Here is a 19,386-nt window from a genome sequence, read left to right on the forward strand (position 1 = left end):
ACCTAACGGAGTTCAACCCATGAGCAAGCTTCGGCAGATCGCCTTCTACGGCAAGGGTGGCATCGGCAAGTCCACCACCTCGCAGAACACCCTCGCGGCCCTGGCCGAGATGGGCCAGAAGATCCTCATCGTCGGCTGCGACCCCAAGGCCGACTCGACCCGCCTGATCCTGCACGCCAAGGCGCAGGACACGGTGCTGTCGCTGGCCGCCGAGGCCGGCTCGGTGGAGGACCTCGAGCTCGAGGACGTCCTGAAGATCGGCTTTCGCGGCATCAAGTGCGTGGAATCCGGCGGCCCGGAACCGGGCGTCGGCTGCGCCGGCCGCGGCGTCATCACCTCGATCAACTTCCTGGAAGAGAACGGCGCCTACGACGACGTCGACTACGTCAGCTACGACGTGCTGGGCGACGTGGTCTGCGGCGGCTTCGCGATGCCGATCCGCGAGAACAAGGCGCAGGAGATCTACATCGTCATGTCCGGCGAGATGATGGCCATGTACGCGGCCAACAACATCTCCAAGGGCATCCTGAAGTACGCCAACTCGGGCGGCGTGCGCCTGGGCGGCCTGATCTGCAACGAGCGCAAGACCGACAAGGAATACGAGCTCGCCGAAGCGCTGGCCAAGCGCCTGGGCACCAAGCTCATCCACTTCGTGCCGCGCAACAACGTCGTGCAGCACGCCGAGCTGCGCCGCATGACGGTCGTCGAGTACGACCCGAACAGCGCCCAGGCCCAGGAGTACCGCACCCTGGCCAACAAGGTGCACGCCAACGCCGGCAACGGCGTCATCCCGACCCCGATCACGATGGACGAGCTCGAAGACCTGCTGATGGAGTTCGGGATCATGAGCAAGGAAGACGAGTCCATCGTCGGCAAGACCGCGGCCCAAGCAGCGGCCTGACACAGGCCCTGCGGCACCGGGCACGCCCCGGTGCCGGGCCGCCCACCCTGCCCACGGAGAACGACCCATGACCATGACCGCTGAAGAGCGCAAGGCAACCAACAAGGCCTTGATCGACGAAGTGCTGAAGGCCTATCCGGACAAGATGGCCAAGAAGCGCGCCAAGCACCTGAACGCCTACGAAGAAGGCCGTCCCGACTGCGGCGTGAAGTCCAACATCAAGTCGCTTCCCGGCGTGATGACGATCCGCGGCTGCGCCTACGCCGGCTCCAAGGGCGTGGTCTGGGGCCCGATCAAGGACATGGTGCACATCAGCCACGGCCCGGTCGGCTGCGGCCAGTACTCCTGGGCCTCGCGCCGCAACTACTACGTCGGCATCACCGGCGTCGACAGCTTCGGCACGATGCAGTTCACGTCCGACTTCCAGGAGAAGGACATCGTCTTCGGCGGCGACAAGAAGCTCGAGAAGCTCATCGACGAGATCGAGGAGCTGTTCCCGCTGAACAAGGGCATCTCGATCCAGAGCGAATGCCCGATCGGCCTGATCGGCGACGACATCGAGGCCGTCAGCAAGAAGAAGAGCAAGGAGATGGACGGCAAGACCATCATCCCGGTGCGCTGCGAAGGCTTCCGCGGCGTCAGCCAGTCGCTGGGCCACCACATCGCCAACGACGCGATCCGCGACTGGGTCTTCGACAAGACCGACCCGGGCAAGTACGCCGAGTTCGTCTCCACGCCCTACGACGTCGCGATCATCGGCGACTACAACATCGGCGGCGACGCCTGGTCCAGCCGCATCCTGCTCGAGGAGATCGGCCTGCGCGTCATCGCCCAGTGGTCCGGCGACGGCACGATCGCCGAGCTGGAGAACACGCCCAAGGCCAAGCTCAACGTCCTGCACTGCTACCGGTCGATGAACTACATCAGCCGGCACATGGAGGAGAAGTACGGCGTGCCCTGGGTCGAATACAACTTCTTCGGCCCGACGCAGATCGAGAAGAGCCTGCGCGAGATCGCCAGCCACTTCGACGACACGATCAAGGCCAACGCCGAACGCGTGATCGCCAAGTACCGGCCGATGGTCGACGCCGTCATCGCCAAGTACAAGCCGCGCCTGGAAGGCAAGAAGGTGATGCTCTACGTCGGCGGCCTGCGTCCGCGCCACGTCATCGGCGCCTACGAGGACCTGGGCATGGAGATCTGCGGCACCGGCTACGAGTTCGCCCACAACGACGACTACCAGCGCACCACCCACTACATCAAGGACGGCACGCTGATCTACGACGACGTGACGGGCTACGAGTTCGAGAAGTTCGTCGAGCGCGTGCAGCCGGACCTGATCGGCTCGGGCATCAAGGAAAAGTACGTCTTCCAGAAGATGGGCCTGCCGTTCCGGCAGATGCACAGCTGGGACTACTCCGGCCCCTACCACGGCTACGACGGCTTCGCCATCTTCGCCCGTGACATGGACATCGCGATCAGCTCGCCGGTCTGGGGTCTCGCCAAGGGCGCCCCCTGGAAGACCTGACCCCCTAGACGCCTGCGGCGTCGTCCCCCCGAGGGGGAGCGGCCCGCTTGGGGCGGCCCGGCGCGGGCCGGCCGCCCTTGCCCACCGTTCGACAAGGAGCGCGACATGCCCCAAAACGCCGACAAGATCATCGACCACGAGCTGCTGTTCCGCGAGCCGGAGTACCAGAAGCTCTTCGCCGACAAGAAGGCGAACTTCGAATACAAGCACGCCGACGTCAGGATCGAAGAGATCCGCAACTGGACCAAGACGCCGGAGTACCGCGAGAAGAACTTCGCCCGCGAGGCGCTGACCGTCAACCCGGCCAAGGCCTGCCAGCCGCTGGGCGCCGTCTTCGTCGCCAACGGCTTCGCCAAGACGCTGCCCTTCGTGCACGGCTCGCAGGGCTGCGTGGCCTACTACCGCAGCCACTTCAGCCGCCACTTCAAGGAGCCGACGTCCTGCGTCAGCTCGTCGATGACCGAGGACGCCGCGGTCTTCGGCGGCCTGACCAACATGGTCGACGGCCTGGCCAACAGCTTCAACCTGTACAAGCCCGACATGATCGCGGTGTCGACGACCTGCATGGCGGAAGTCATCGGCGACGACCTGAACGCCTTCATCAAGACGGCCAAGGAGAAGGGCAGCATCCCGGCCGACTTCGACGTGCCGTTCGCGCACACCCCGGCCTTCGTCGGCAGCCACGTCACCGGCTACGACAACGCGCTGCTGGGCGTGCTGCAGCACTTCTGGGAAGGCAAGGCCGGCGTCAGCGCACCGCTGGAGCGTGTGCCCGACGAGAGCATCAACTTCATCGGCGGCTTCGACGGCTTCGTCGTCGGCAACATGAAGGAGATCAAGCGCATCTTCGCGCTGTTCGGCGTCGAGGCGACCATCCTCTGCGACCCGTCCGAAGTCTGGAACACCCCGACCGACGGCGAGTTCCGCATGTTCTCCGGCGGCACGACCAAGGCCGAGGTCGAGCGTGCACTGCACGCCAAGGCGACCATCGTCTTCCAGGAATACAGCAGCGAGAAGACCGCCAAGTACCTGCGCGAGAAGGGCCACGAGGTCGTCGTGCTGAACGCGCCGGTGGGCGTGGGCGGCACCGACGAGCTGCTGATGGCCATCAGCCGCCTCACCGGCAAGCCGGTGCCGGCCGAGCTGGAGCTCGAACGCGGCCAGCTCGTCGACGCCATCGCCGACAGCCAGGCGCACCTGCACGGCAAGAAGTACGCGCTGTACGGTGACCCCGACCAGCTGATCGGCTACACGAAGTTCCTGCTCGAGCTGGGCGCCGAGCCGACCCACGTGCTGTCGACCAACGGCAACGAGGACTGGGCCCAGAAGGTGCGCGCGGTGCTCGCCGCCTCGCCCTACGGCAATGACTGCAAGGTCTACCCGAAGCGCGACCTCTGGCACCTGCGCAGCCTGCTGTTCACCGAGCCGGTGGACTTCCTGATCGGCAACACCTACGGCAAGTACCTCGAACGTGACGCCGGTGCGCCGCTGGTGCGCCTGGTGTTCCCGATCTTCGACCGCCACCACTACCACCGTTACCCCACCTGGGGCTACGAGGGCGGGATGCGGCTGCTGACGATGCTGCTCGACGAGTTCTTCGAGAAGCTGGACGCCAACACCAACATCCCCGGCAAGACCGACATCTCGTTCGACATCATCCGCTGACGGCTGCGGCGGAGCCGGTTCGCCGGCCCCGCCGCCCCCACGCGAAGAGGACCTGCGATGACCGACACCGACCGCGACAACCCCGTGCTCGTGCGCGTGACGCACGACGGCCGCCGCGTCGAGGTCATCGCCGGCGCCGTCTGCCTGGACGGCCGCCCCGAGGCGCACACGCTGGTGCCGCTCTCCGAACACCCCAACCGCAGCGCGGTGCTCGCGCTGTGTCCCGACGCCAGCCACATGGCCGGCCGGCTGGCGCTGACGCTGGCCGAGACCTCGGTCGCGCAGGCCGCGCTGCGCCGCGCGCAGGACCGTTTCGACGGCAGCGAGGCCGCGGTACGCGAGCGCCTGCGCCAGGCCGTCTGGCAGCGCACCATCGTCGGCCAGGGCGTCGACGAATGATCTACGTGCTCGAATGCCCGCCGGCCGGGACACCACGCGCCTGGTTCGCCTACGACGCCGAAGACCTGGTGGAGCGTGTCGCCGACCGTCGCGGCCTGAAGCCCTGGGAGGTCTGGGACCGGCGCAGCGCACGCGAGCTGCTCGCGATGTGCGGCGAACAGCCTGACGCGCCCGGCGTCGGCGAGCGCCTGCCCGCACTGTGTGCGCTGGGGGCCGAACACGGCTGGGACACGGCGCTGTACCGCGCCGACGCCCTGCTCGGCCGCGGCGTGCTGGCGGCACAGGAGGTCCGCCCGCTGCAGGCCTGCGGCGCCGTGCTGGCGGCCGACGGGACGGCGGTGCGCATCTGGCCCGACGAAACGAGCGCCATCCACGCCTTCGAACACGAGGCCGAGCCGCTGTGGCACGGGGCCGGCTGGCGCGCACGCCACGCGCTGCGCGACCAGCTGATCGCCACCGAGGCACTGGCCGACTCGTGACAAGCCCCCGCGTTCGGTAACTGCGCTTGACGCCATCCGGCGTCGGCGCATCATCGACCACGAAAAGGTGGCCGCCGGGCCGATGTCGCCCACCCCGGCGCACGCGGCGGCTCCCGAGGGAGACGAGAACGCATGCGTTTGCCATGGCGGTTCCTGATCGGGCTGCTGTGGGCCGCCGGAGCCCAGGCCCAGGGGCAGGTTTACGGGCTGGCCGGCAAGAGTACCGACGACCCCAACTACGTTGCCGCCTGGCGCGGCTGCGCCGCCGAGGCGCAGGTCTGGGGCGACCGCTGCGAAGCCATCGGCACGCCCGGCCCGGCCCGTGCCCGGGCACAGGACGCCGCCGTCGTCGCCGCGCTGCAACGCGGGCTGGCGGGGCTGGCGGTGGCGGTGACGAACTCGCGTTATCTGGCCGATTCGGCGCTCGCGCTGGCCGCGCAGCGCGGCGTGCCGGTCGTCACCTTCGACACCGACGTGGAGGGCGCGCAGCGCACGCTGCGGCGCGTGCACATCGGCGCCGACGACGAGGAGATCGGCCGCCAGCTCGCCTCCCTGGTCATCGCACGGCGCCCCGAAGGCGGCCAGCTCTGCCTGCTGGCCGGTGACAGCCAGGACCCGGGCATCGCCGCGCGCGTCACCGCGCTGCGGCGCGCGCTGGCGCAGGACCCGAAGCTACCCGAAGGCGCCCGCCTGGCGGGTGAGCGCGGCTGGCGCGAGGTCGCACGCTGCCCGTGGTTCAACGGCGACGACACCCGGCGCGCGGTTCGCCAGCTCCAGCTGGCCTTCAGCGAGGAAGGCGCCGACGCCGTCGTCTCGCTGGGCGCCTGGCCCTTCGCCGACCCGCCGCGTTACCGCGCCGCCGTCGCTTCGCTGCGGCTGCAGGGCCGCAGCCGCGTCGTCGTCGCCGCGACCGGCGCGCTGTCGCCGGCGCAGAAGGCCTTGCTCGCCGACGGCCAGGTGCATGGTTTCGTCTCGCTCGACTACGAGCTGATGGGCCGCTATGCCTACCGGGCGATGAAACGCCTGGCCACCGGTCACGCGGTGGAGCCCTCGATCCGCATCGGCGCCGTCGTGCGCCAGGGCCTGTGAAGCCCAAGCCGGCCCAGCCGCCGCTGCGACGCCTGTCGCGCGAACTGCTGGTGCGCGTGGCCGCGGCCAGCGTCGTGCTGGCGCTGCTGGCGACGCTGGCCAACGCCTGGCTCAGCCACCGCGACGAACGCGCACGCCAGCGCGAACAGGTCCAGGCGGTGCTCGGCGCCTACGGGCCCTCGCTGGCCAAGGCGGTCTGGGAACTCGACGAAGCCTCGGTGCAGCTGCAGCTCGACGGCCTGCGCAGCTATCCGGCGCTGCGGTCGGCCGAGGTCATCGGCCGCGGCATCGACGAGCGCTACGCCAAGGCGGGCGCTGCCGGCGCACGCGCCGGCGAAACCATCCGCCACCCGCTGCCCGCGCCCGACGGCCAGGGCATCGTGGCCGAACTGGTGCTGCAGCTCGACGAGGACTGGCTCGCCGGGCAGGTCTGGCGCGCGTCGCGCCAGTTCGCCTTCGCCGCGCTGCTCGAGCTGCTGCTGCTGGCGGCGCTGGTCTACGCGCTGGTCGCGCGCAGCGTCTCCCGGCCGCTCGAACGCCTGCACGAACACGTGCGCGCGCTGGACCTCGCGCGCCTGGCCGAACCCGCGCCGCGTCCGCCCGGCCCGGCCAACGAACTGCACGCGCTGGCCGACGGCATCACCGGGCTGCAGCACGCGCTGCAACGCCAGCTCGCGGCCCAGGCGCGCCAGTTCGACGAAGTGCTGCGCCAGATGGCCGACGGCGCCGGCGTCGTCGACGGGCACGGCACGATCCTGGTCTGCAATCCGGCCTGGGCGGCGATGCTGGGCGCCCCCGGCCCGGAGCAGGCCCTGGGCCGCGAGGCGCCCGCCTGGCTTGCCGAACCCGGCTGGCCGACGCTCGCACGCCGGCTCGCCGACAGCGGCACGCTGCCGGCCGAAGACCTGGCGCTGCATCGCCCGGACGGCCGCACGCTGCCGGCCGAGGCGAGCTTCGCGGTGCTCGCGCGCGCCGCCGACGGGTCGGCCGAGCGCGTGCAGCTGGTGCTGCGCGACGTCAGCGCCCGGCGCGAGACCGAACGCACGCTGGTGGCCGCGCGCGAGGCCGCCGAAGCGGCCACCCGCTCCAAGAGCGAGTTCCTGGCCAACATGAGCCACGAGATCCGCACGCCGCTCAACGCGATCCTCGGCATGACGGCGCTGGCGCTGCGCACCGAGCTCGAGGTGCGCCAGCGCGACTACCTGGAAAAGACGCGCGCGGCGGCGCAGTCGCTGCTGGGCATCGTCAACGTCATCCTCGACTTCTCCAAGATCGAGGCCGGCCGGCTGGAACTGGAGGACGACGCCTTCGACCTCGACGCGGTGCTCGACGGCGTCGCCGCCATCGTCGCGCTGCAGGCGCACGACCGCGGGCTGGGCTTCGTGCTCGACGTGCCCGAACACGTGCCGCGCGGCCTGGTGGGCGACGCGTTGCGGCTGTCGCAGGTGCTCGTCAACCTCTGCGGCAACGCGGTGAAGTTCAGCGAACGCGGCGAAGTCGTCGTCACGGTGGACGCCGGGCCGCCCGACGACGACGGCCGCGTGCGGCTGCGTTTCGGCGTGCACGACGAGGGCATCGGCCTGTCGCCGCAGGACCTCGAGCGCCTGTTCCGGCCCTTCAGCCAGGTCGACGCGTCGACGACACGGCGTTACGGCGGCACCGGGCTGGGCCTGGCGATCAGCCGCCAGCTCGTGCAGGCGATGGGCGGCGACATCGAGGTGCGCAGCATGCCCGGCCACGGCAGCGACTTCCTGTTCGAAGCCGTCTTCGGCCTCGCGCCGGCCGCGGGCGCCGCCGCACGACGGGCCCCGCGGGCCGGGCTGAAGCTGCTGCTGGCCGACGCCGGCGAACGTTCTCGCGCGGCCGTGCTGCGGCGCGCCGCCGAACTCGGCTGCGAGGGCCTGGAAGCGGCGGGGGCCGACGAGGCGGCCGCGGCCCTGGCCACGGCCGGCGCGGACCTGGTGCTGATCGACGCCGCGCTGATCGCCGCCGACGGCGCGCTGCCGGGCCGGCTGCGTGCGCTGGCCGGCGCGCACGCCCGGCTGGTCACCCTCGTGGCCTACGGGGCCGATGACGCCGCGCGCACGCTGCCGGCCGGTGTCGACACGCTGCTGGCCAAGCCCGTCACCGCGGCTTCGCTGCAGGCGCTGCTGGAGTCGCTGTTCGGACGCGACGCCCCGGCGGCCGGCGCTCCGCTGCCGCCGCCGCCGTCGCGCCGCCTGGACGGGCTGCGCGTGCTGCTCGCCGAAGACAACCCGGTGAACCAGGAGCTGACGCTGGAGCTGCTGCGCCAGGCCGGCGCCAGCACCGCGCTGGCCGGCGATGGCCGGGAGGCGCTGGCCTGGCTGGCGCGCGAACGTTTCGACGCCGTGCTGATGGACGTGCAGATGCCAGGCCTCGACGGCCTGGAAGCGACGCGCCGGCTGCGCCGCCTGCCGGGGCAGGAGAAGCTGCCGGTGATCGCGATGACCGCGCACGCGATGGCCAGCGACCGCGAAGCCTGCCTGGCCGCCGGCATGAACGACCACCTGGCCAAACCCTTCGAGCCCGACACGCTGATCGAGCGCCTGCGGCACTGGACCCGCGCCGACGCGGCGCCGGCGGTCGAAGCCGCGCCGCCGCCTGCGCCGCCCCCGCCCCCTTCGCCGGCCTCCGTGCTGCCGGCCTCGCTGCCGGGGCTGGACCTCGCCACCGGCCTGCGTTTCGCCGCCGGGCAGCCGGCGCTGTACCGGCGCGTGCTGGATCTCTTCGCCCAGTCGCGAGCCGGCACGCCGGCCTTGATCGCCGACCAGTGCCGGGGCGGCGACCTGGCGGCCGCGGCCTCGGCGCTGCACATGCTGAAGTCGGAGTCGGCGACGATCGGCGCCGCGGCCCTGCGCGAGGCCACGCGTGCGCTCGAAGCCGCGGTGCGCTCAGGCGACCGCGCCGCGATAGCCGGCGCACTGCCGGTCTTCGAAGCCGAACTGCGGCAGGTGCTGGACGGCCTGGCAGCGGCCTTCGGTGCCCCGGCGGTCGAGGCGAAGGCGTCGCGTTTGTCGTGATCCCGCCAAGGCCGGCGTCGCCCGCCGGGCGCTCCAAGCCCTTGTCTGCAAAGGAAAAAGCGCACAGCGAAGGACTGGCATCGATCGTGCAACACGGGCAGGGCCGCCCACAGGAGCCCGCCGCATGTCCGCATCGCTCAACGCCAGGATCGCCCAGGTCTTCGACGAGCCCGGCTGCGACCTCAACCAGGCCAAGGGCGAGAAGGCGCGCAAGAAAGGCTGCACCAAGCAGCTGACGCCCGGTGCCGCCGCCGGCGGCTGCGCCTTCGACGGCGCCAAGATCGCGCTGCAGCCGATCGCCGACGTCGCCCACCTCGTGCACGGGCCGATCGCCTGCGAAGGCAACAGCTGGGATAACCGCCACAGCGCGAGCTCCGGCCCGCACATCTACCGCACCGGCTTCACGACCGACATCGACGAGTTCGACGTCGTCTACGGCGGCGAAAAGCGGCTGTTCAAGGCCATCCGCGAGATCGCCGAAACCGTGCGCCCGCCGGCGATCTTCGTCTACCAGACCTGCGTGCCGGCGATGATCGGCGACGACATCGAGGCCGTCTGCAAACGCGCCAGCGAACGTTTCGGCCTGCCGGTGGTGCCGGTCGACGTGCCGGGCTTCGCCGGGCCGAAGAACCTGGGCAACAAGCTCGGCGCCGAGGCGCTGCTCGACCACGTCATCGGCACCGTCGAGCCCGAGCTCAGCACGCCTTACGACATCAACATCATCGGCGAGTACAACCTGTCGGGCGAGCTCTGGCAGGTCAAGCCGCTGCTGGACGCGCTGGGTGTGCGCGTGCTGGCCTGCATCACCGGCGACGGCCGCTACCGCGAGATCGCGTCGGCGCACCGGGCGCGGGCGAACATGATGGTCTGCTCGAAGTCGATGATCAACGTCGCCACGCGCATGCAGCAGCGCTGGGGCATCCCGTACTTCGAAGGCTCGTTCTACGGCATCGCCGACATGAGCCGGACGCTGCGCGACATCGCCCGGCTGCTGGTGCAGACCGGCGCGCCGGCGGACATCGTCGAGCGCGCCGAGGCGCTGATCGCCGCCGAGGAGCCGCGCGCCTACGAGCGCCTGCGCGCCTACCGCGAGCGCCTGGCCGGCAAGCGCGTGCTGCTGATCACCGGCGGCGTCAAGAGCTGGTCGGTGGTCTCGGCGCTGCAGGAGGCGGGGCTGGAGATCGTCGGCACCAGCGTCAAGAAGAGCACCAAGGAAGACAAGCAGCGCATCCAGGAGATCATGGGCGACGACACGCACATGATCGAGGACCTCGCGCCGCGCGAGATGTACCGCATGCTGCGCGAGGCGCGCGCCGACATCATGCTGTCCGGCGGCCGCAGCCAGTTCGTCGCGCTGAAGGCGCGCATGCCCTGGATGGACATCAACCAGGAGCGCCACCAGGCCTTCGCCGGCTACGAGGGCATCGTGACCATGGTCGCCGAGATCGACAAGGCGATCTTCAACCCGGTCTGGCAGCAGGTGCGCGCACCCGCGCCCTGGGAAGCCCCGGCCGTGGCGCTGGCGGCCTGAACGGGAGCAGACGATGGCCCTGGTCACCGAAAGCAAGAAGTCCTGCAGCGTCAACCCGCTGAAGATGAGCGCGCCGCTGGGCGCCAGCTTCGCCTTCATGGGGCTGGAGTCCTGCATGCCGCTGATGCACGGCTCGCAGGGCTGCACCTCCTTCGGCCTGGTGCTGCTGGTGCGCCACTTCAAGGAGGCGATCCCGCTGCAGACGACGGCGATGAACGAGGCGACGACCATCATGGGCGGCGACGACAACCTCGTGAAGGCGCTGCTCAACATCCGCCAGCGCGCCCAGCCGAAGATCATCGGCATCTGCTCGACCGGGCTCACCGAGACCAAGGGCGACGACGTCGACGGCACGATCCGCCTCGCGCGCCAGCAGCACCCCGAGCTGGCCGACACGGCCGTCGTCTACGCCTCGACACCCGACTACGTCGGCGCCTTCCAGGACGGCTGGGCCGCCGCCGTCACGGCGCTGGTGTCGACGCTGCCGCGCGTCGATGAACCGCGCCGCGACGGCGTCGTCGCGCTGCTGCCCGGCTGCCATCTGACGCCGGCCGACCTGGAGGAGCTGCGCGAGACGATCGAGGCCTTCGGCCTGCAGGCCGTCGTCGTGCCCGACATCTCCGGTTCGCTCGACGGCCACATCCCCGACACCTGGCAGGGCACGACGATCGGCGGCACGCCGCGCGCCGACATCGAGGCCCTGGGCGGCGTCATCGAAGTGCTGGCCGTCGGCGAGCAGATGCGCCCGGCCGCCGAGGCGCTGCAGGCGCGCTGCGGCGTGCCCTTCACGCTGTTCGACCGCCTGACCGGGCTGGGCGCCAGCGACGCCTTCGTGCGCCGCCTGGCCGAACTCTCCGGCCGCGAGGTGCCGGCGAAGCTGCGCCGCCAGCGCAGCCAGCTCGTCGACGCGATGCTCGACGCCCACTTCCACACCGGCAACGCGAAGATCGCGCTCGCCGCCGAGCCCGACCTGCTCTGGGCCGCCGGCAGCTTTCTCGCCGAGATGGGCGCCGAGCTCGTGACCTGCGTGACGACGACGCGTTCGCCGCTGCTCGAACGCCTGCCGACCAGCGAGGTGCTGATCGGCGACCTCGAAGACTTCGAACGTTCGGCCGAAGCCACCGGCGCCGAGCTGCTGATGACGCATTCGCACGGGCGCCAGGCCGCCGAGCGCCTGGGGCGGCCGCTGTTCCGCCTGGGCATCCCGATGTTCGACCGCATCGGAAACGCCCACGTGCGAATGGTCGGCTACCGCGGCACACGCGACTTCGTCAACGCCGTCGGCAATGCGCTGATCGAGTGCATCGCCCACCACGGCCCCGACGACTGGCCGCTGCCGGCCGCCAGCCTGGCCGCCGCCCAGGCCGTGCCGCCGGCCGTCGCCCACGTCAGCGCCGTCATCCCGCGCCGCCGCCCGGCGGCCACCGATCCCGTCACTTCCCGGAGCGAACCATGAAAGTCGCCTTCGCCACACAGGACCAGCAGCGCGTCGACGCGCACTTCGGCTGGGCCCCGCACCTGGCGGTCTACGACGTCACCCCCGAGGGCTATGCCTTCGTGCAGGACTTCGCCTTCGGCGACGGCCTGGACGAAGACGGCGACGAGGACAAGCTGACGCCTAAGCTCGCCGCGATCGCCGACTGCGCCATCGTCTACGTCGCCGCGATCGGCGGCTCGGCGGCGGCGCGGGTCGTCGCCAGCCGCATCCACCCGGTCAAGGTGACGCAGCCCGAGCCCATCCTGGACATCCTCGACAAGCTGCAGAACGTGCTGCGCGGCACGCCGCCGCCGTGGCTGCGCAAGGCGCTGATGAAGGGCCAGGAACGGTCCTTCGACTTCGAGGACGATGCCGAGGTGAAACGATGAGCGCCGCCGTCGACAGCCCCGTGGCCGACGAGGCCGCGCTGCAGGACGGCTTCGTGCGCGAGCTGATCAAGCAGATCCGCGCCCAGGACACGCACGGCACCTGGGACGGCAAGAGCGACACGACGCTGCTCGAACCCTTCATCCTCAGCGCCGAGCAGCGCCGCGCGCTGCCGATCATGGGCGACCCCGACCCCGACACGCTGTGGCGGCTGGACCTGTTCCACAACGCCGTCGGCCTGGCGATCGAACGCGCCACCGGCGTCATGGTCAGCCCGATGACGAAGATCAGCCACGAAGGCTTCGGCCGCACGGTGCTGACCGCCGGCCGGCTGGTCGTCGTCAACCGCCACCTGCGCGACGTGCACCGCTTCGGCTACCCGAGCCTCGCCAAGCTGGCCGAGGCCGGCAACAAGCTGGTCACCGAGGGGGTGTCGATGATCGAGCAGCACCGCGACGTCGCCACCTGGGGAGCATGAGATGGCCGACCTCGAAGCCCTGAAGGCCGAGATCAAGAAGCTCAACGCCCGCGCGACGCAGGCCAAGATGGACCTGCACGACCTGTCGGAGGAACTGCCGACGAACTGGGAGCGCATCCCTGAGGTCGCCCGGGTCGCCCACGAGGCGCATGCGGCGCTGGTCGCCGCACGCGTGCAGCTCGCCGCGGCCCAGGCCGCCTGACGGAGAACACCGTGTCCCACTACAGCATCACCCTGCCCTCGGGCGCCACCTGGACGCCCTCCTTCGTGCAGAAGATCGACGAAGGCAAGTGCATCGGCTGCGGCCGCTGCTTCCGTGTCTGCCCGCGTGGCGTGCTCGAGCTGATCGGCCTGGACGAGGACGGCGAGCGTGTCGCGCTGGACCCGGACGGCGACGACGACGAGGAGTACGAGAAGAAGGTCATGACGATCGCGCACGGCGAGCTGTGCATCGGCTGCACCGCCTGCTCGAAGATCTGCCCGAAGAAGTGCTACACGCACGCCCCGGTGGCCGCCTGATGGCGCCGCGGCCGGTGCCCGAGGCGCTGGCGCGACGCGCGGCGCGCGCCGACGAGGTCGAGGACCTGGTCGCGCTGCTGCTCGACCACGCCGAGGGCCCGCGCGAAGCCGCGGCCGCCGTCGCCGAGACGCTGGCCGTCGCCTGCCTGGGCGACAACCACCTCTGGCAGGACCTGCAGCTCGCCTCGCGCGCCGAGCTGTCGGCGCTGATGACCTGGTGGTTCCCGGCGCTGGTGCGCAGGAACAGCGCCGACATGAAGTGGAAGAAGTTCCTCTACAAGCAGCTGTGCGAGCGCGAGCAGCTCTTCGTCTGCAAGGCGCCGAGCTGCGCCGTCTGCTGCGACCACGCGCTGTGTTTCGGCCCCGAGGACGGCGCGCGCCGCGCCGTGGCCGCGGTCGCCTGAGCCGGCTGCGATGTTCACCGCCGCGCTGCTGGACCTGGTGCAGCAGTCCGGTGAAGGCGTGCTGATCCTCGTCGACGGCCTCGATGAACCCGAGTTCCGGCACTCGCGACTGACACGCGCCGAGGTACGCCGGCTGCTGCTCGTCGTCGCCCGCACGCTGGACGCGCTGCCACCCGAGGCGCGCAGCGCGATGCCCGAGATCGACCTCGACGGCTGGCGTGTCGTCGCCCGCGCCGTGCTCGACGACGGCCCCGGCGCCGACGACACCGCCTGGTTCGCCGCCATCTCGCTGCTGCCGGCCACGCTGGGCTGGCTGAAGCTGTACCGGCGCGAGGCGCCGCAGCTCTTCGACTACCGGCCCTGAGTCATTCGTCGGGCGCGGCGCGCAGCAGCGCGCTGACGACCTCGTCGCCCAGCCGAGCGTCCGGCGCGACACGTTCGATCAGCTCCAGGTGCTCGCGCGCCGTGTCCAGGTCGCCGGCGCGCAGTGCGATGAAGGCCAGCGCCTTGTGCATGAAGAGCCAGAAACGCGCCGGGCCGTCGGCGTTGAAGTCCGGGGGCGGCGAGCCGTCGAGCGCCTGGCCATCGCCGTCGAGGCCGGCGGCATGCCCCGCCTCCAGCAGCCCGCGCAGCGCGGCACGCTCGGCGAGTTCGAACTCGCGCCGCTGCGCATGGTGCTTGACGAGCGCGAAGTACAGCACCAGGGTCTGCGGCGCGATGGCCTGCGCCGTCCACAGCAGGGCGCCGCGCTGCGCCGGCCCGGCCACCGCGGCCTGGCGCAGCAGGCCGTGGAGCGAGGCGGGCACGGGGCCGCCGAAGAAGGCGTCGGACGCGACGCCGGTGAACAGGTTCATCTGCGATCTCCTGCGTTCACCCTGGCGGGGCGGGACAAGGAAAGCACGGCGGGTGCCAGCGCCGCGCGTCGCAATGGCGACAAATCCGACAGGTGCAGCCTCTTGCACCGCAGTTCCGACGATCGGCCCGGCAAGGCGCAAGTGTCTGATCCAGATCATCTTTTTCCCGCGCCGAGGGTTGGCACGGTCCCTGCGTTATGGGGATGCCTCGCCCACTTCCGCCGGAGCCTCGTGATGGATCCCAGCGCCAAGCCGATCTACCTGGACTACGCGGCCACGACGCCGGTCGACCCGCGTGTCGTGCAGGCGATGCTGCCCTATCTGTATGAACAGTTCGGGAACCCCGCCTCGCGCAGCCACGCTTTCGGCTGGGCCGCGGAAGAGGCGGTGGAGATCGCCCGCGAACACGTCGCCGCGCTCGTCGGCGCCGACCCGCGCGAGATCGTCTGGACCTCTGGCGCCACCGAGAGCAACAACCTCGCGATCAAGGGCGCGGCGCAGTTCAACCGCTCGCGCGGCCGCCACCTCGTGACCGTGAAGACCGAGCACAAGGCGGTGCTGGACACGATGCGCGAGCTCGAACGCGCCGGCTGGGAGGTCACATACCTCGACGTCGGCGCCGACGGCCTCGTCGACCCGGCGGCCTTCGAGGCCGCGCTGCGGCCCGACACCGTGCTGGCCTCGGTGATGCTGGTCAACAACGAGATCGGCGTCGTGCAGGACATCGCCACGCTGGGCCGCATCTGCCGCGCCTGCGGCGTGCTGCTGCACGTCGACGCCGCCCAGGCCACCGGCAAGGTGGCGATCGACTTCGCCTCCTGGCCGGTGGACCTGATGAGCCTGTCGGCGCACAAGACCTACGGCCCCAAGGGCATCGGCGCGCTGGTCGTGCGGCGCAAGCCGCGTGTGCGCATCGAGACCCAGACCCACGGCGGCGGCCACGAGCGCGGCATGCGCTCGGGCACGCTGCCCACGCACCAGATCGTCGGCATGGGCGAGGCCTACCGCCTGGCGCGCGTGTCGATGGCCGCCGAGAACGAACGCATCCGCGTGCTGCGCGACCGGCTGCTGGCCGGGCTGTCGGACATCCCCGAGATCCGCGTCAACGGCTCGCTCGAAGCGCGCGTGCCGCACAACCTCAACGTCAGCTTCCAGTTCGTCGAAGGCGAGTCGCTGCTGATGGGTCTGAAGGGCATCGCCGTCTCGTCGGGCTCGGCCTGCACCTCGGCCAGCCTGGAGCCGAGCTACGTGCTGCGGGCGCTGGGCCTGTCGGACGAGATCGCGCACAGCTCGATCCGCTTTTCCGTCGGCCGCTTCACGACCGAGGCCGAGATCGACGCCGCCGTCGCGCAGACGCGCCGCACCGTCGAGCGCCTGCGCGAGCTGAGCCCGTTGTGGGACCTGCACTGCGCCGGCGTCGACCTCGCCGCCGTGCAGTGGGCAGCGCACTGAATTCCTTGCACACCCGGAGGCCGACATGGCGTACAGCGAGAAGGTCATCGACCACTACGAGAACCCGCGCAACGTCGGCGGCTTCGCCGCCGGCGACGACACGGTGGCCACCGGCATGGTCGGCGCGCCGGCCTGCGGCGACGTGATGAAGCTGCAGATCAAGGTCGACCCGAGCACCGGCGTCATCGAGGACGCCCGCTTCAAGACCTACGGCTGCGGCTCGGCGATCGCGTCGAGCTCGCTGGTCACCGAATGGGTCAAGGGCAAGACGCTGGAGCAGGCGCTGGCGATCAAGAACACCGCCATCGCCGAGGAGCTGGCGCTGCCGCCGGTGAAGATCCACTGCTCCATCCTCGCCGAGGACGCGATCAAGGCCGCGGTGGCCGACTACCGCCAGCGCCACGCCGGCCCGGGCGGGCTGATCGAGGAGCGCGCCTGCTCGCCTTCGTCGCCCGATCAACAGCACAGCGAAGCGGCCTGAAGCGCCGCGCCGACCACCAGGAGTCCACGATGGCCTGCCAGTCCCAAGGAAACGTCGCCCCGTCCGAACTCGTGCCGCGCGCCGAGCCGCCGCTGCTGCCCGAAGGCGAGCAGCCGATCCGCATCAGCGACGCCGTCGTCGCCAAGGTCAGCGAGCTGCTGGCCGAAGAAGGCGACCCCAGCCTGCAGCTGCGCATCTACGTCACCGGCGGCGGCTGCTCGGGCTTCCAGTACGGCTTCGCCTTCGACGACGAACTGAAGGAAGACGACGTGCAGGTGGCGCGCGAGCCGATCACCGTTGTCGTCGACGCGATGAGCCTGCAGTACCTCGTCGGCGCCGAGATCGACTACGAGGACCGCCTGGACGGCGCACGCTTCGTCATCCGCAACCCGAACGCGACCAGCACCTGCGGTTGCGGCTCGTCCTTCTCGGTCTGACCATGGCCATCAGCGTCACCCCCAAGGCCGCGGCCCAGATCCGCAAGGCGCTGGACAAACGCGGCAGCGGCGTCGGGCTGCGGCTGGACGTCAAGACCAGCGGCTGCTCGGGCTACGCCTACGCACTGGAGTTCGCCGATGCTGCCGAGCCCGAGGACCTGAGCTTCGAGTCCGAAGGCGTGATGCTCTTCGTCGCCGCCCACAGCCTGCCGCTGCTCGACGGCACGCGGCTGGACTGGGTGCGCGAAGGCCTGAACGAAGGCTTCAAGTTCGACAACCCCAACGCCGCCGCCACCTGCGGCTGCGGCGAGTCGTTCGCCGTCTGAGAACGCCATGGCGCTGCTGCAGATCGCCGAACCGGGCCGCGCCGCCGCGCCGCACCAGCACCGGCTGGCCGTCGGCATCGACCTGGGCACGACGAACTCGCTGGTCGCCACGGTGCGCAGCGGCCAGGCCGTCGTGCTGCCCGACGCCGACGGCCGGCGCCTCGTGCCCTCGGTCGTGCACTACGGCGAGGACGGCGTGCTGACGGTCGGCGCCGCGGCCAAGGCCTTTGCCGCCGCCGACCCGCACAACACCATCGCCTCGGCCAAGCGCCTGATCGGCCGTGCGCTGGAGGACATCGCCGCCGGCACCCTGCCCTATGCGCTGGAGCGCCTGAGCGACAGCGCCGTCGGCGTGTGCACGCGTGCCGGCATCAAGAGCCCGGTGGACGTCGGCGGCGAGGTGCTGCAGGTGCTGAAGGAACGCGCCGAGGCCTCGCTGGGCGGCGAGCTCGTCGGCGCGGTGATCACCGTGCCGGCCTACTTCGACGACGCCCAGCGCCAGGCGACCAAGGACGCCGCGGCGCTGGCCGGGATCAACGTGCTGCGGCTGCTCAACGAACCGACCGCCGCGGCCATCGCCTACGGGCTGGAGTCGGCCAGCGAAGGTCTCTACGTCGTCTACGACCTGGGCGGCGGCACCTTCGACGTCAGCATCCTGCGGCTGTCGCGCGGCGTCTTCGAGGTCGTCGCGACCGCCGGAGACGCGGTGCTCGGCGGCGACGACTTCGACCACACGCTGGCGCAGTGGTTCGCCGGCGAGACCGGCGGCTGGCACCCCGGCGACCTGGCGCGGCTGCACGCCGCGGCGCGCCACGCCAAGGAGACGCTGAGCGAGCTGGACCGCGTGGTGATGCACTGCCTGCGCGCCGACGGCACGCCGGCGACGGCGACGATCACGCGCACGCAGTTCGAGACCCTGACGCGGCCGCTGGTCGAACGCACGCTGGGCCCGGTCAAACGCGCGCTGCGCGACGCGAAGCTCAAGCCCGCCGAGGTCGACGGCGTCGTGCTGGTCGGCGGCGCGACGCGCATGCCGGCGGTGCGCGCCGCCGTCGGTTCGCTGTTCGGCCGCGAGCCCTACACCGGCATCGACCCCGACGAGGCGGTGGCGCTGGGCGCGGCAATCCAGGCCGACCAGCTGGCCGGCAACCGCGGCGCCGACGGCCTGCTGCTGCTGGACGTGAACCCGCTGTCGCTGGGCCTGGAGACGATGGGCGGGCTGGTCGAGAAGATCATCCCGCGCAACAGCACCGTGCCGACGGCACGCGCCCAGGACTTCACGACCTTCAAGGACGGCCAGACGGCGATGGTGCTGCACGTCGTGCAGGGCGAGCGCGAGCTGGTCAGCGAGTGCCGGTCGCTGGCGCGTTTCACGCTGCGCGGCATCCCGCCGATGGTGGCGGGCGCGGCGCGCATCCGCGTCACCTTCCAGATCGACGCCGACGGGCTGCTGTCGGTCAGCGCCGTCGAGCAGACCTCGGGCGCGCACGCCCAGGTCGAGGTCAAGCCGAGCTACGGCCTGGACACCGCCCAGGTGGCCGGCATGCTGCAGCAGGCGCTGGGCCACGCCGCCGAGGACGCCGCGGCACGCGCGCTGCGCGAAGCCGAGATCGACGCCCGCCGCCTGCTCGACGCCACCGAGGCCGCGCTGCACGAAGACGGCGAGCGCCTGCTGTCCAGCCCCGAGCTGTTCCAGATCCTGCGTGCGATGCAGGACGTCATCGACGCGCTGGCAGAATGCGCCGAGGGTGAAGGCACGACGCCGGAAGCCCACCGGGCGCTGCGAGAGCGCCTGCGTCGTGCGGGCGACGAGCTCAACCGGATCACGACGCCGTTCGCGGCACGCCGAATGGACGAGCGCGTGCGCAGTGCGCTGTCCGGTCGCACGCTCGAACAGATGGCCGCATGAGCGCTCAGGACTTGTCCGGAGCTCATTCC

General features: G+C 71.0%; 21 protein-coding genes. 20 read left to right on the plus strand and 1 reads right to left on the minus strand.

All coding sequences use genetic code 11. From position 1 onward, the window contains the following. Positions 1 to 19 precede the first annotated feature (19 nt). The 15 genes from nifH to EV684_RS18150 all read left to right on the plus strand — a co-directional run bounded on the left by nifH (position 20) and on the right by EV684_RS18150 (position 14,262). Positions 20 to 901: a nitrogenase iron protein gene (gene nifH, locus EV684_RS18080; RefSeq protein ID WP_014430473.1), complete on the plus strand. Its 882-nt coding sequence runs from the start codon at positions 20 to 22 to the stop codon at positions 899 to 901. Positions 902 to 968: 67 nt separating this feature from the next. Continuing rightward, the gene (gene nifD, locus EV684_RS18085) at positions 969 to 2,429 is read left to right on the plus strand and encodes a nitrogenase molybdenum-iron protein alpha chain (RefSeq protein WP_132648690.1); all 1,461 of its coding nucleotides are present in this window, start codon (positions 969 to 971) and stop codon (positions 2,427 to 2,429) included. Positions 2,430 to 2,534: 105 nt separating this feature from the next. Further along, positions 2,535 to 4,094: a nitrogenase molybdenum-iron protein subunit beta gene (nifK, locus tag EV684_RS18090; protein ID WP_132648691.1), complete on the plus strand. Its 1,560-nt coding sequence runs from the start codon at positions 2,535 to 2,537 to the stop codon at positions 4,092 to 4,094. Positions 4,095 to 4,151: 57 nt separating this feature from the next. Continuing rightward, positions 4,152 to 4,493: a hypothetical protein gene (locus EV684_RS18095; RefSeq protein ID WP_132648692.1), complete on the plus strand. Its 342-nt coding sequence runs from the start codon at positions 4,152 to 4,154 to the stop codon at positions 4,491 to 4,493. Continuing rightward, the gene (locus tag EV684_RS18100; RefSeq protein WP_132648693.1) at positions 4,490 to 4,972 is read left to right on the plus strand and encodes a hypothetical protein; all 483 of its coding nucleotides are present in this window, start codon (positions 4,490 to 4,492) and stop codon (positions 4,970 to 4,972) included. Before EV684_RS18095 ends, EV684_RS18100 begins: the two co-directional genes overlap by 4 nt. A gap of 132 nt (positions 4,973 to 5,104) precedes the next feature. Next, entirely contained in the window at positions 5,105 to 6,061 is a 957-nt protein-coding gene (locus EV684_RS18105; protein ID WP_132648694.1) for a substrate-binding domain-containing protein, read from the plus strand. Further along, a complete protein-coding gene (locus tag EV684_RS18110; RefSeq protein WP_132648695.1) occupies positions 6,058 to 9,102 on the plus strand; it encodes a hybrid sensor histidine kinase/response regulator in 3,045 nt (1,014 codons plus the stop codon). The genes EV684_RS18105 and EV684_RS18110 overlap by 4 nt, the downstream gene beginning before the upstream one ends. Before the next feature lie 124 nt (positions 9,103 to 9,226). Further along, positions 9,227 to 10,633: a nitrogenase iron-molybdenum cofactor biosynthesis protein NifE gene (gene nifE / locus EV684_RS18115; RefSeq protein WP_132648696.1), complete on the plus strand. Its 1,407-nt coding sequence runs from the start codon at positions 9,227 to 9,229 to the stop codon at positions 10,631 to 10,633. Positions 10,634 to 10,646: 13 nt separating this feature from the next. Continuing rightward, positions 10,647 to 12,089: a nitrogenase iron-molybdenum cofactor biosynthesis protein NifN gene (gene nifN, locus EV684_RS18120; RefSeq protein ID WP_132648697.1), complete on the plus strand. Its 1,443-nt coding sequence runs from the start codon at positions 10,647 to 10,649 to the stop codon at positions 12,087 to 12,089. Then, positions 12,086 to 12,499 (plus strand): nitrogen fixation protein NifX, encoded by a 414-nt coding sequence (gene nifX, locus EV684_RS18125; RefSeq protein ID WP_132648698.1) that lies wholly within the window; start codon positions 12,086 to 12,088, stop codon positions 12,497 to 12,499. The genes nifN and nifX overlap by 4 nt, the downstream gene beginning before the upstream one ends. Beyond that, the gene (locus EV684_RS18130; RefSeq protein ID WP_132648699.1) at positions 12,496 to 12,975 is read left to right on the plus strand and encodes a NifX-associated nitrogen fixation protein; all 480 of its coding nucleotides are present in this window, start codon (positions 12,496 to 12,498) and stop codon (positions 12,973 to 12,975) included. The genes nifX and EV684_RS18130 overlap by 4 nt, the downstream gene beginning before the upstream one ends. A 1-nt stretch (position 12,976) precedes the next feature. After that, positions 12,977 to 13,177: a CCE_0567 family metalloprotein gene (locus EV684_RS18135; RefSeq protein WP_132648700.1), complete on the plus strand. Its 201-nt coding sequence runs from the start codon at positions 12,977 to 12,979 to the stop codon at positions 13,175 to 13,177. A gap of 11 nt (positions 13,178 to 13,188) precedes the next feature. After that, positions 13,189 to 13,494, plus strand: a complete 306-nt coding sequence (gene fdxB / locus EV684_RS18140) for a ferredoxin III, nif-specific (RefSeq protein ID WP_132648701.1) — start codon at positions 13,189 to 13,191, stop codon at positions 13,492 to 13,494. Then, positions 13,494 to 13,898: a nitrogen fixation protein NifQ gene (locus EV684_RS18145; RefSeq protein WP_132648702.1), complete on the plus strand. Its 405-nt coding sequence runs from the start codon at positions 13,494 to 13,496 to the stop codon at positions 13,896 to 13,898. Before fdxB ends, EV684_RS18145 begins: the two co-directional genes overlap by 1 nt. A 10-nt stretch (positions 13,899 to 13,908) precedes the next feature. Next, a complete protein-coding gene (locus EV684_RS18150) occupies positions 13,909 to 14,262 on the plus strand; it encodes a hypothetical protein (RefSeq protein WP_132648703.1) in 354 nt (117 codons plus the stop codon). Between the two features lies 1 nt (position 14,263). On the opposite strand, the gene EV684_RS18155 is transcribed toward EV684_RS18150, so the two are convergent. Beyond that, positions 14,264 to 14,752, minus strand: coding sequence for a hypothetical protein (locus tag EV684_RS18155; protein ID WP_132648704.1), 489 nt, complete (start codon positions 14,750 to 14,752; stop codon positions 14,264 to 14,266). Positions 14,753 to 14,986: 234 nt separating this feature from the next. Here EV684_RS18155 and EV684_RS18160 point away from each other — a divergent pair, with 234 nt between their 5' ends. From EV684_RS18160 to hscA, 5 genes are read left to right on the plus strand one after another with little or no spacing between them, the layout of a single operon-like run. Next, positions 14,987 to 16,204 (plus strand): IscS subfamily cysteine desulfurase, encoded by a 1,218-nt coding sequence (locus tag EV684_RS18160; protein ID WP_132648705.1) that lies wholly within the window; start codon positions 14,987 to 14,989, stop codon positions 16,202 to 16,204. Positions 16,205 to 16,229: 25 nt separating this feature from the next. Next, entirely contained in the window at positions 16,230 to 16,685 is a 456-nt protein-coding gene (gene iscU, locus EV684_RS18165; RefSeq protein WP_009856108.1) for a Fe-S cluster assembly scaffold IscU, read from the plus strand. A gap of 29 nt (positions 16,686 to 16,714) precedes the next feature. After that, complete coding sequence (erpA, locus tag EV684_RS18170) at positions 16,715 to 17,122, plus strand: iron-sulfur cluster insertion protein ErpA (RefSeq protein WP_132648706.1); 408 nt, start codon at positions 16,715 to 16,717, stop codon at positions 17,120 to 17,122. Between the two features lie 2 nt (positions 17,123 to 17,124). Then, positions 17,125 to 17,448 carry a HesB/IscA family protein gene (locus tag EV684_RS18175; protein ID WP_132648707.1) on the plus strand — a complete coding sequence of 108 codons (324 nt, stop codon included), beginning with the start codon at positions 17,125 to 17,127 and terminating at the stop codon, positions 17,446 to 17,448. Positions 17,449 to 17,455: 7 nt separating this feature from the next. Further along, complete coding sequence (gene hscA / locus EV684_RS18180) at positions 17,456 to 19,357, plus strand: Fe-S protein assembly chaperone HscA (RefSeq protein WP_132648708.1); 1,902 nt, start codon at positions 17,456 to 17,458, stop codon at positions 19,355 to 19,357. Positions 19,358 to 19,386: the final 29 nt, after the last annotated feature.

Origin of the sequence: Rubrivivax gelatinosus (genome assembly GCF_004340905.1) — a bacterium.
Lineage (GTDB): Bacteria > Pseudomonadota > Gammaproteobacteria > Burkholderiales > Burkholderiaceae_C > Rubrivivax > Rubrivivax gelatinosus.

Bases quoted from the DNA above. Each gene is read 5' to 3' on its own strand.
- nifE (WP_132648696.1), top strand. From the start codon at position 9,227: ATGTCCGCATCGCTCAACGCCAGGATCGCCCAGGTCTTCGACGAGCCC.
- nifH (WP_014430473.1), top strand. From the start codon at position 20: ATGAGCAAGCTTCGGCAGATCGCCTTCTACGGCAAGGGTGGCATCGGC.
- EV684_RS18160 (WP_132648705.1), top strand. From the start codon at position 14,987: ATGGATCCCAGCGCCAAGCCGATCTACCTGGACTACGCGGCCACGACG.
- EV684_RS18145 (WP_132648702.1), top strand. From the start codon at position 13,494: ATGGCGCCGCGGCCGGTGCCCGAGGCGCTGGCGCGACGCGCGGCGCGC.
- EV684_RS18175 (WP_132648707.1), top strand. From the start codon at position 17,125: ATGGCCATCAGCGTCACCCCCAAGGCCGCGGCCCAGATCCGCAAGGCG.
- EV684_RS18100 (WP_132648693.1), top strand. From the start codon at position 4,490: ATGATCTACGTGCTCGAATGCCCGCCGGCCGGGACACCACGCGCCTGG.
- EV684_RS18135 (WP_132648700.1), top strand. From the start codon at position 12,977: ATGGCCGACCTCGAAGCCCTGAAGGCCGAGATCAAGAAGCTCAACGCC.
- iscU (WP_009856108.1), top strand. From the start codon at position 16,230: ATGGCGTACAGCGAGAAGGTCATCGACCACTACGAGAACCCGCGCAAC.
- EV684_RS18095 (WP_132648692.1), top strand. From the start codon at position 4,152: ATGACCGACACCGACCGCGACAACCCCGTGCTCGTGCGCGTGACGCAC.
- EV684_RS18130 (WP_132648699.1), top strand. From the start codon at position 12,496: ATGAGCGCCGCCGTCGACAGCCCCGTGGCCGACGAGGCCGCGCTGCAG.
- erpA (WP_132648706.1), top strand. From the start codon at position 16,715: ATGGCCTGCCAGTCCCAAGGAAACGTCGCCCCGTCCGAACTCGTGCCG.
- nifX (WP_132648698.1), top strand. From the start codon at position 12,086: ATGAAAGTCGCCTTCGCCACACAGGACCAGCAGCGCGTCGACGCGCAC.
- nifD (WP_132648690.1), top strand. From the start codon at position 969: ATGACCATGACCGCTGAAGAGCGCAAGGCAACCAACAAGGCCTTGATC.
- EV684_RS18105 (WP_132648694.1), top strand. From the start codon at position 5,105: ATGCGTTTGCCATGGCGGTTCCTGATCGGGCTGCTGTGGGCCGCCGGA.
- nifN (WP_132648697.1), top strand. From the start codon at position 10,647: ATGGCCCTGGTCACCGAAAGCAAGAAGTCCTGCAGCGTCAACCCGCTG.
- hscA (WP_132648708.1), top strand. From the start codon at position 17,456: ATGGCGCTGCTGCAGATCGCCGAACCGGGCCGCGCCGCCGCGCCGCAC.
- EV684_RS18150 (WP_132648703.1), top strand. From the start codon at position 13,909: ATGTTCACCGCCGCGCTGCTGGACCTGGTGCAGCAGTCCGGTGAAGGC.
- EV684_RS18155 (WP_132648704.1), bottom strand. From the start codon at position 14,752: ATGAACCTGTTCACCGGCGTCGCGTCCGACGCCTTCTTCGGCGGCCCC.
- nifK (WP_132648691.1), top strand. From the start codon at position 2,535: ATGCCCCAAAACGCCGACAAGATCATCGACCACGAGCTGCTGTTCCGC.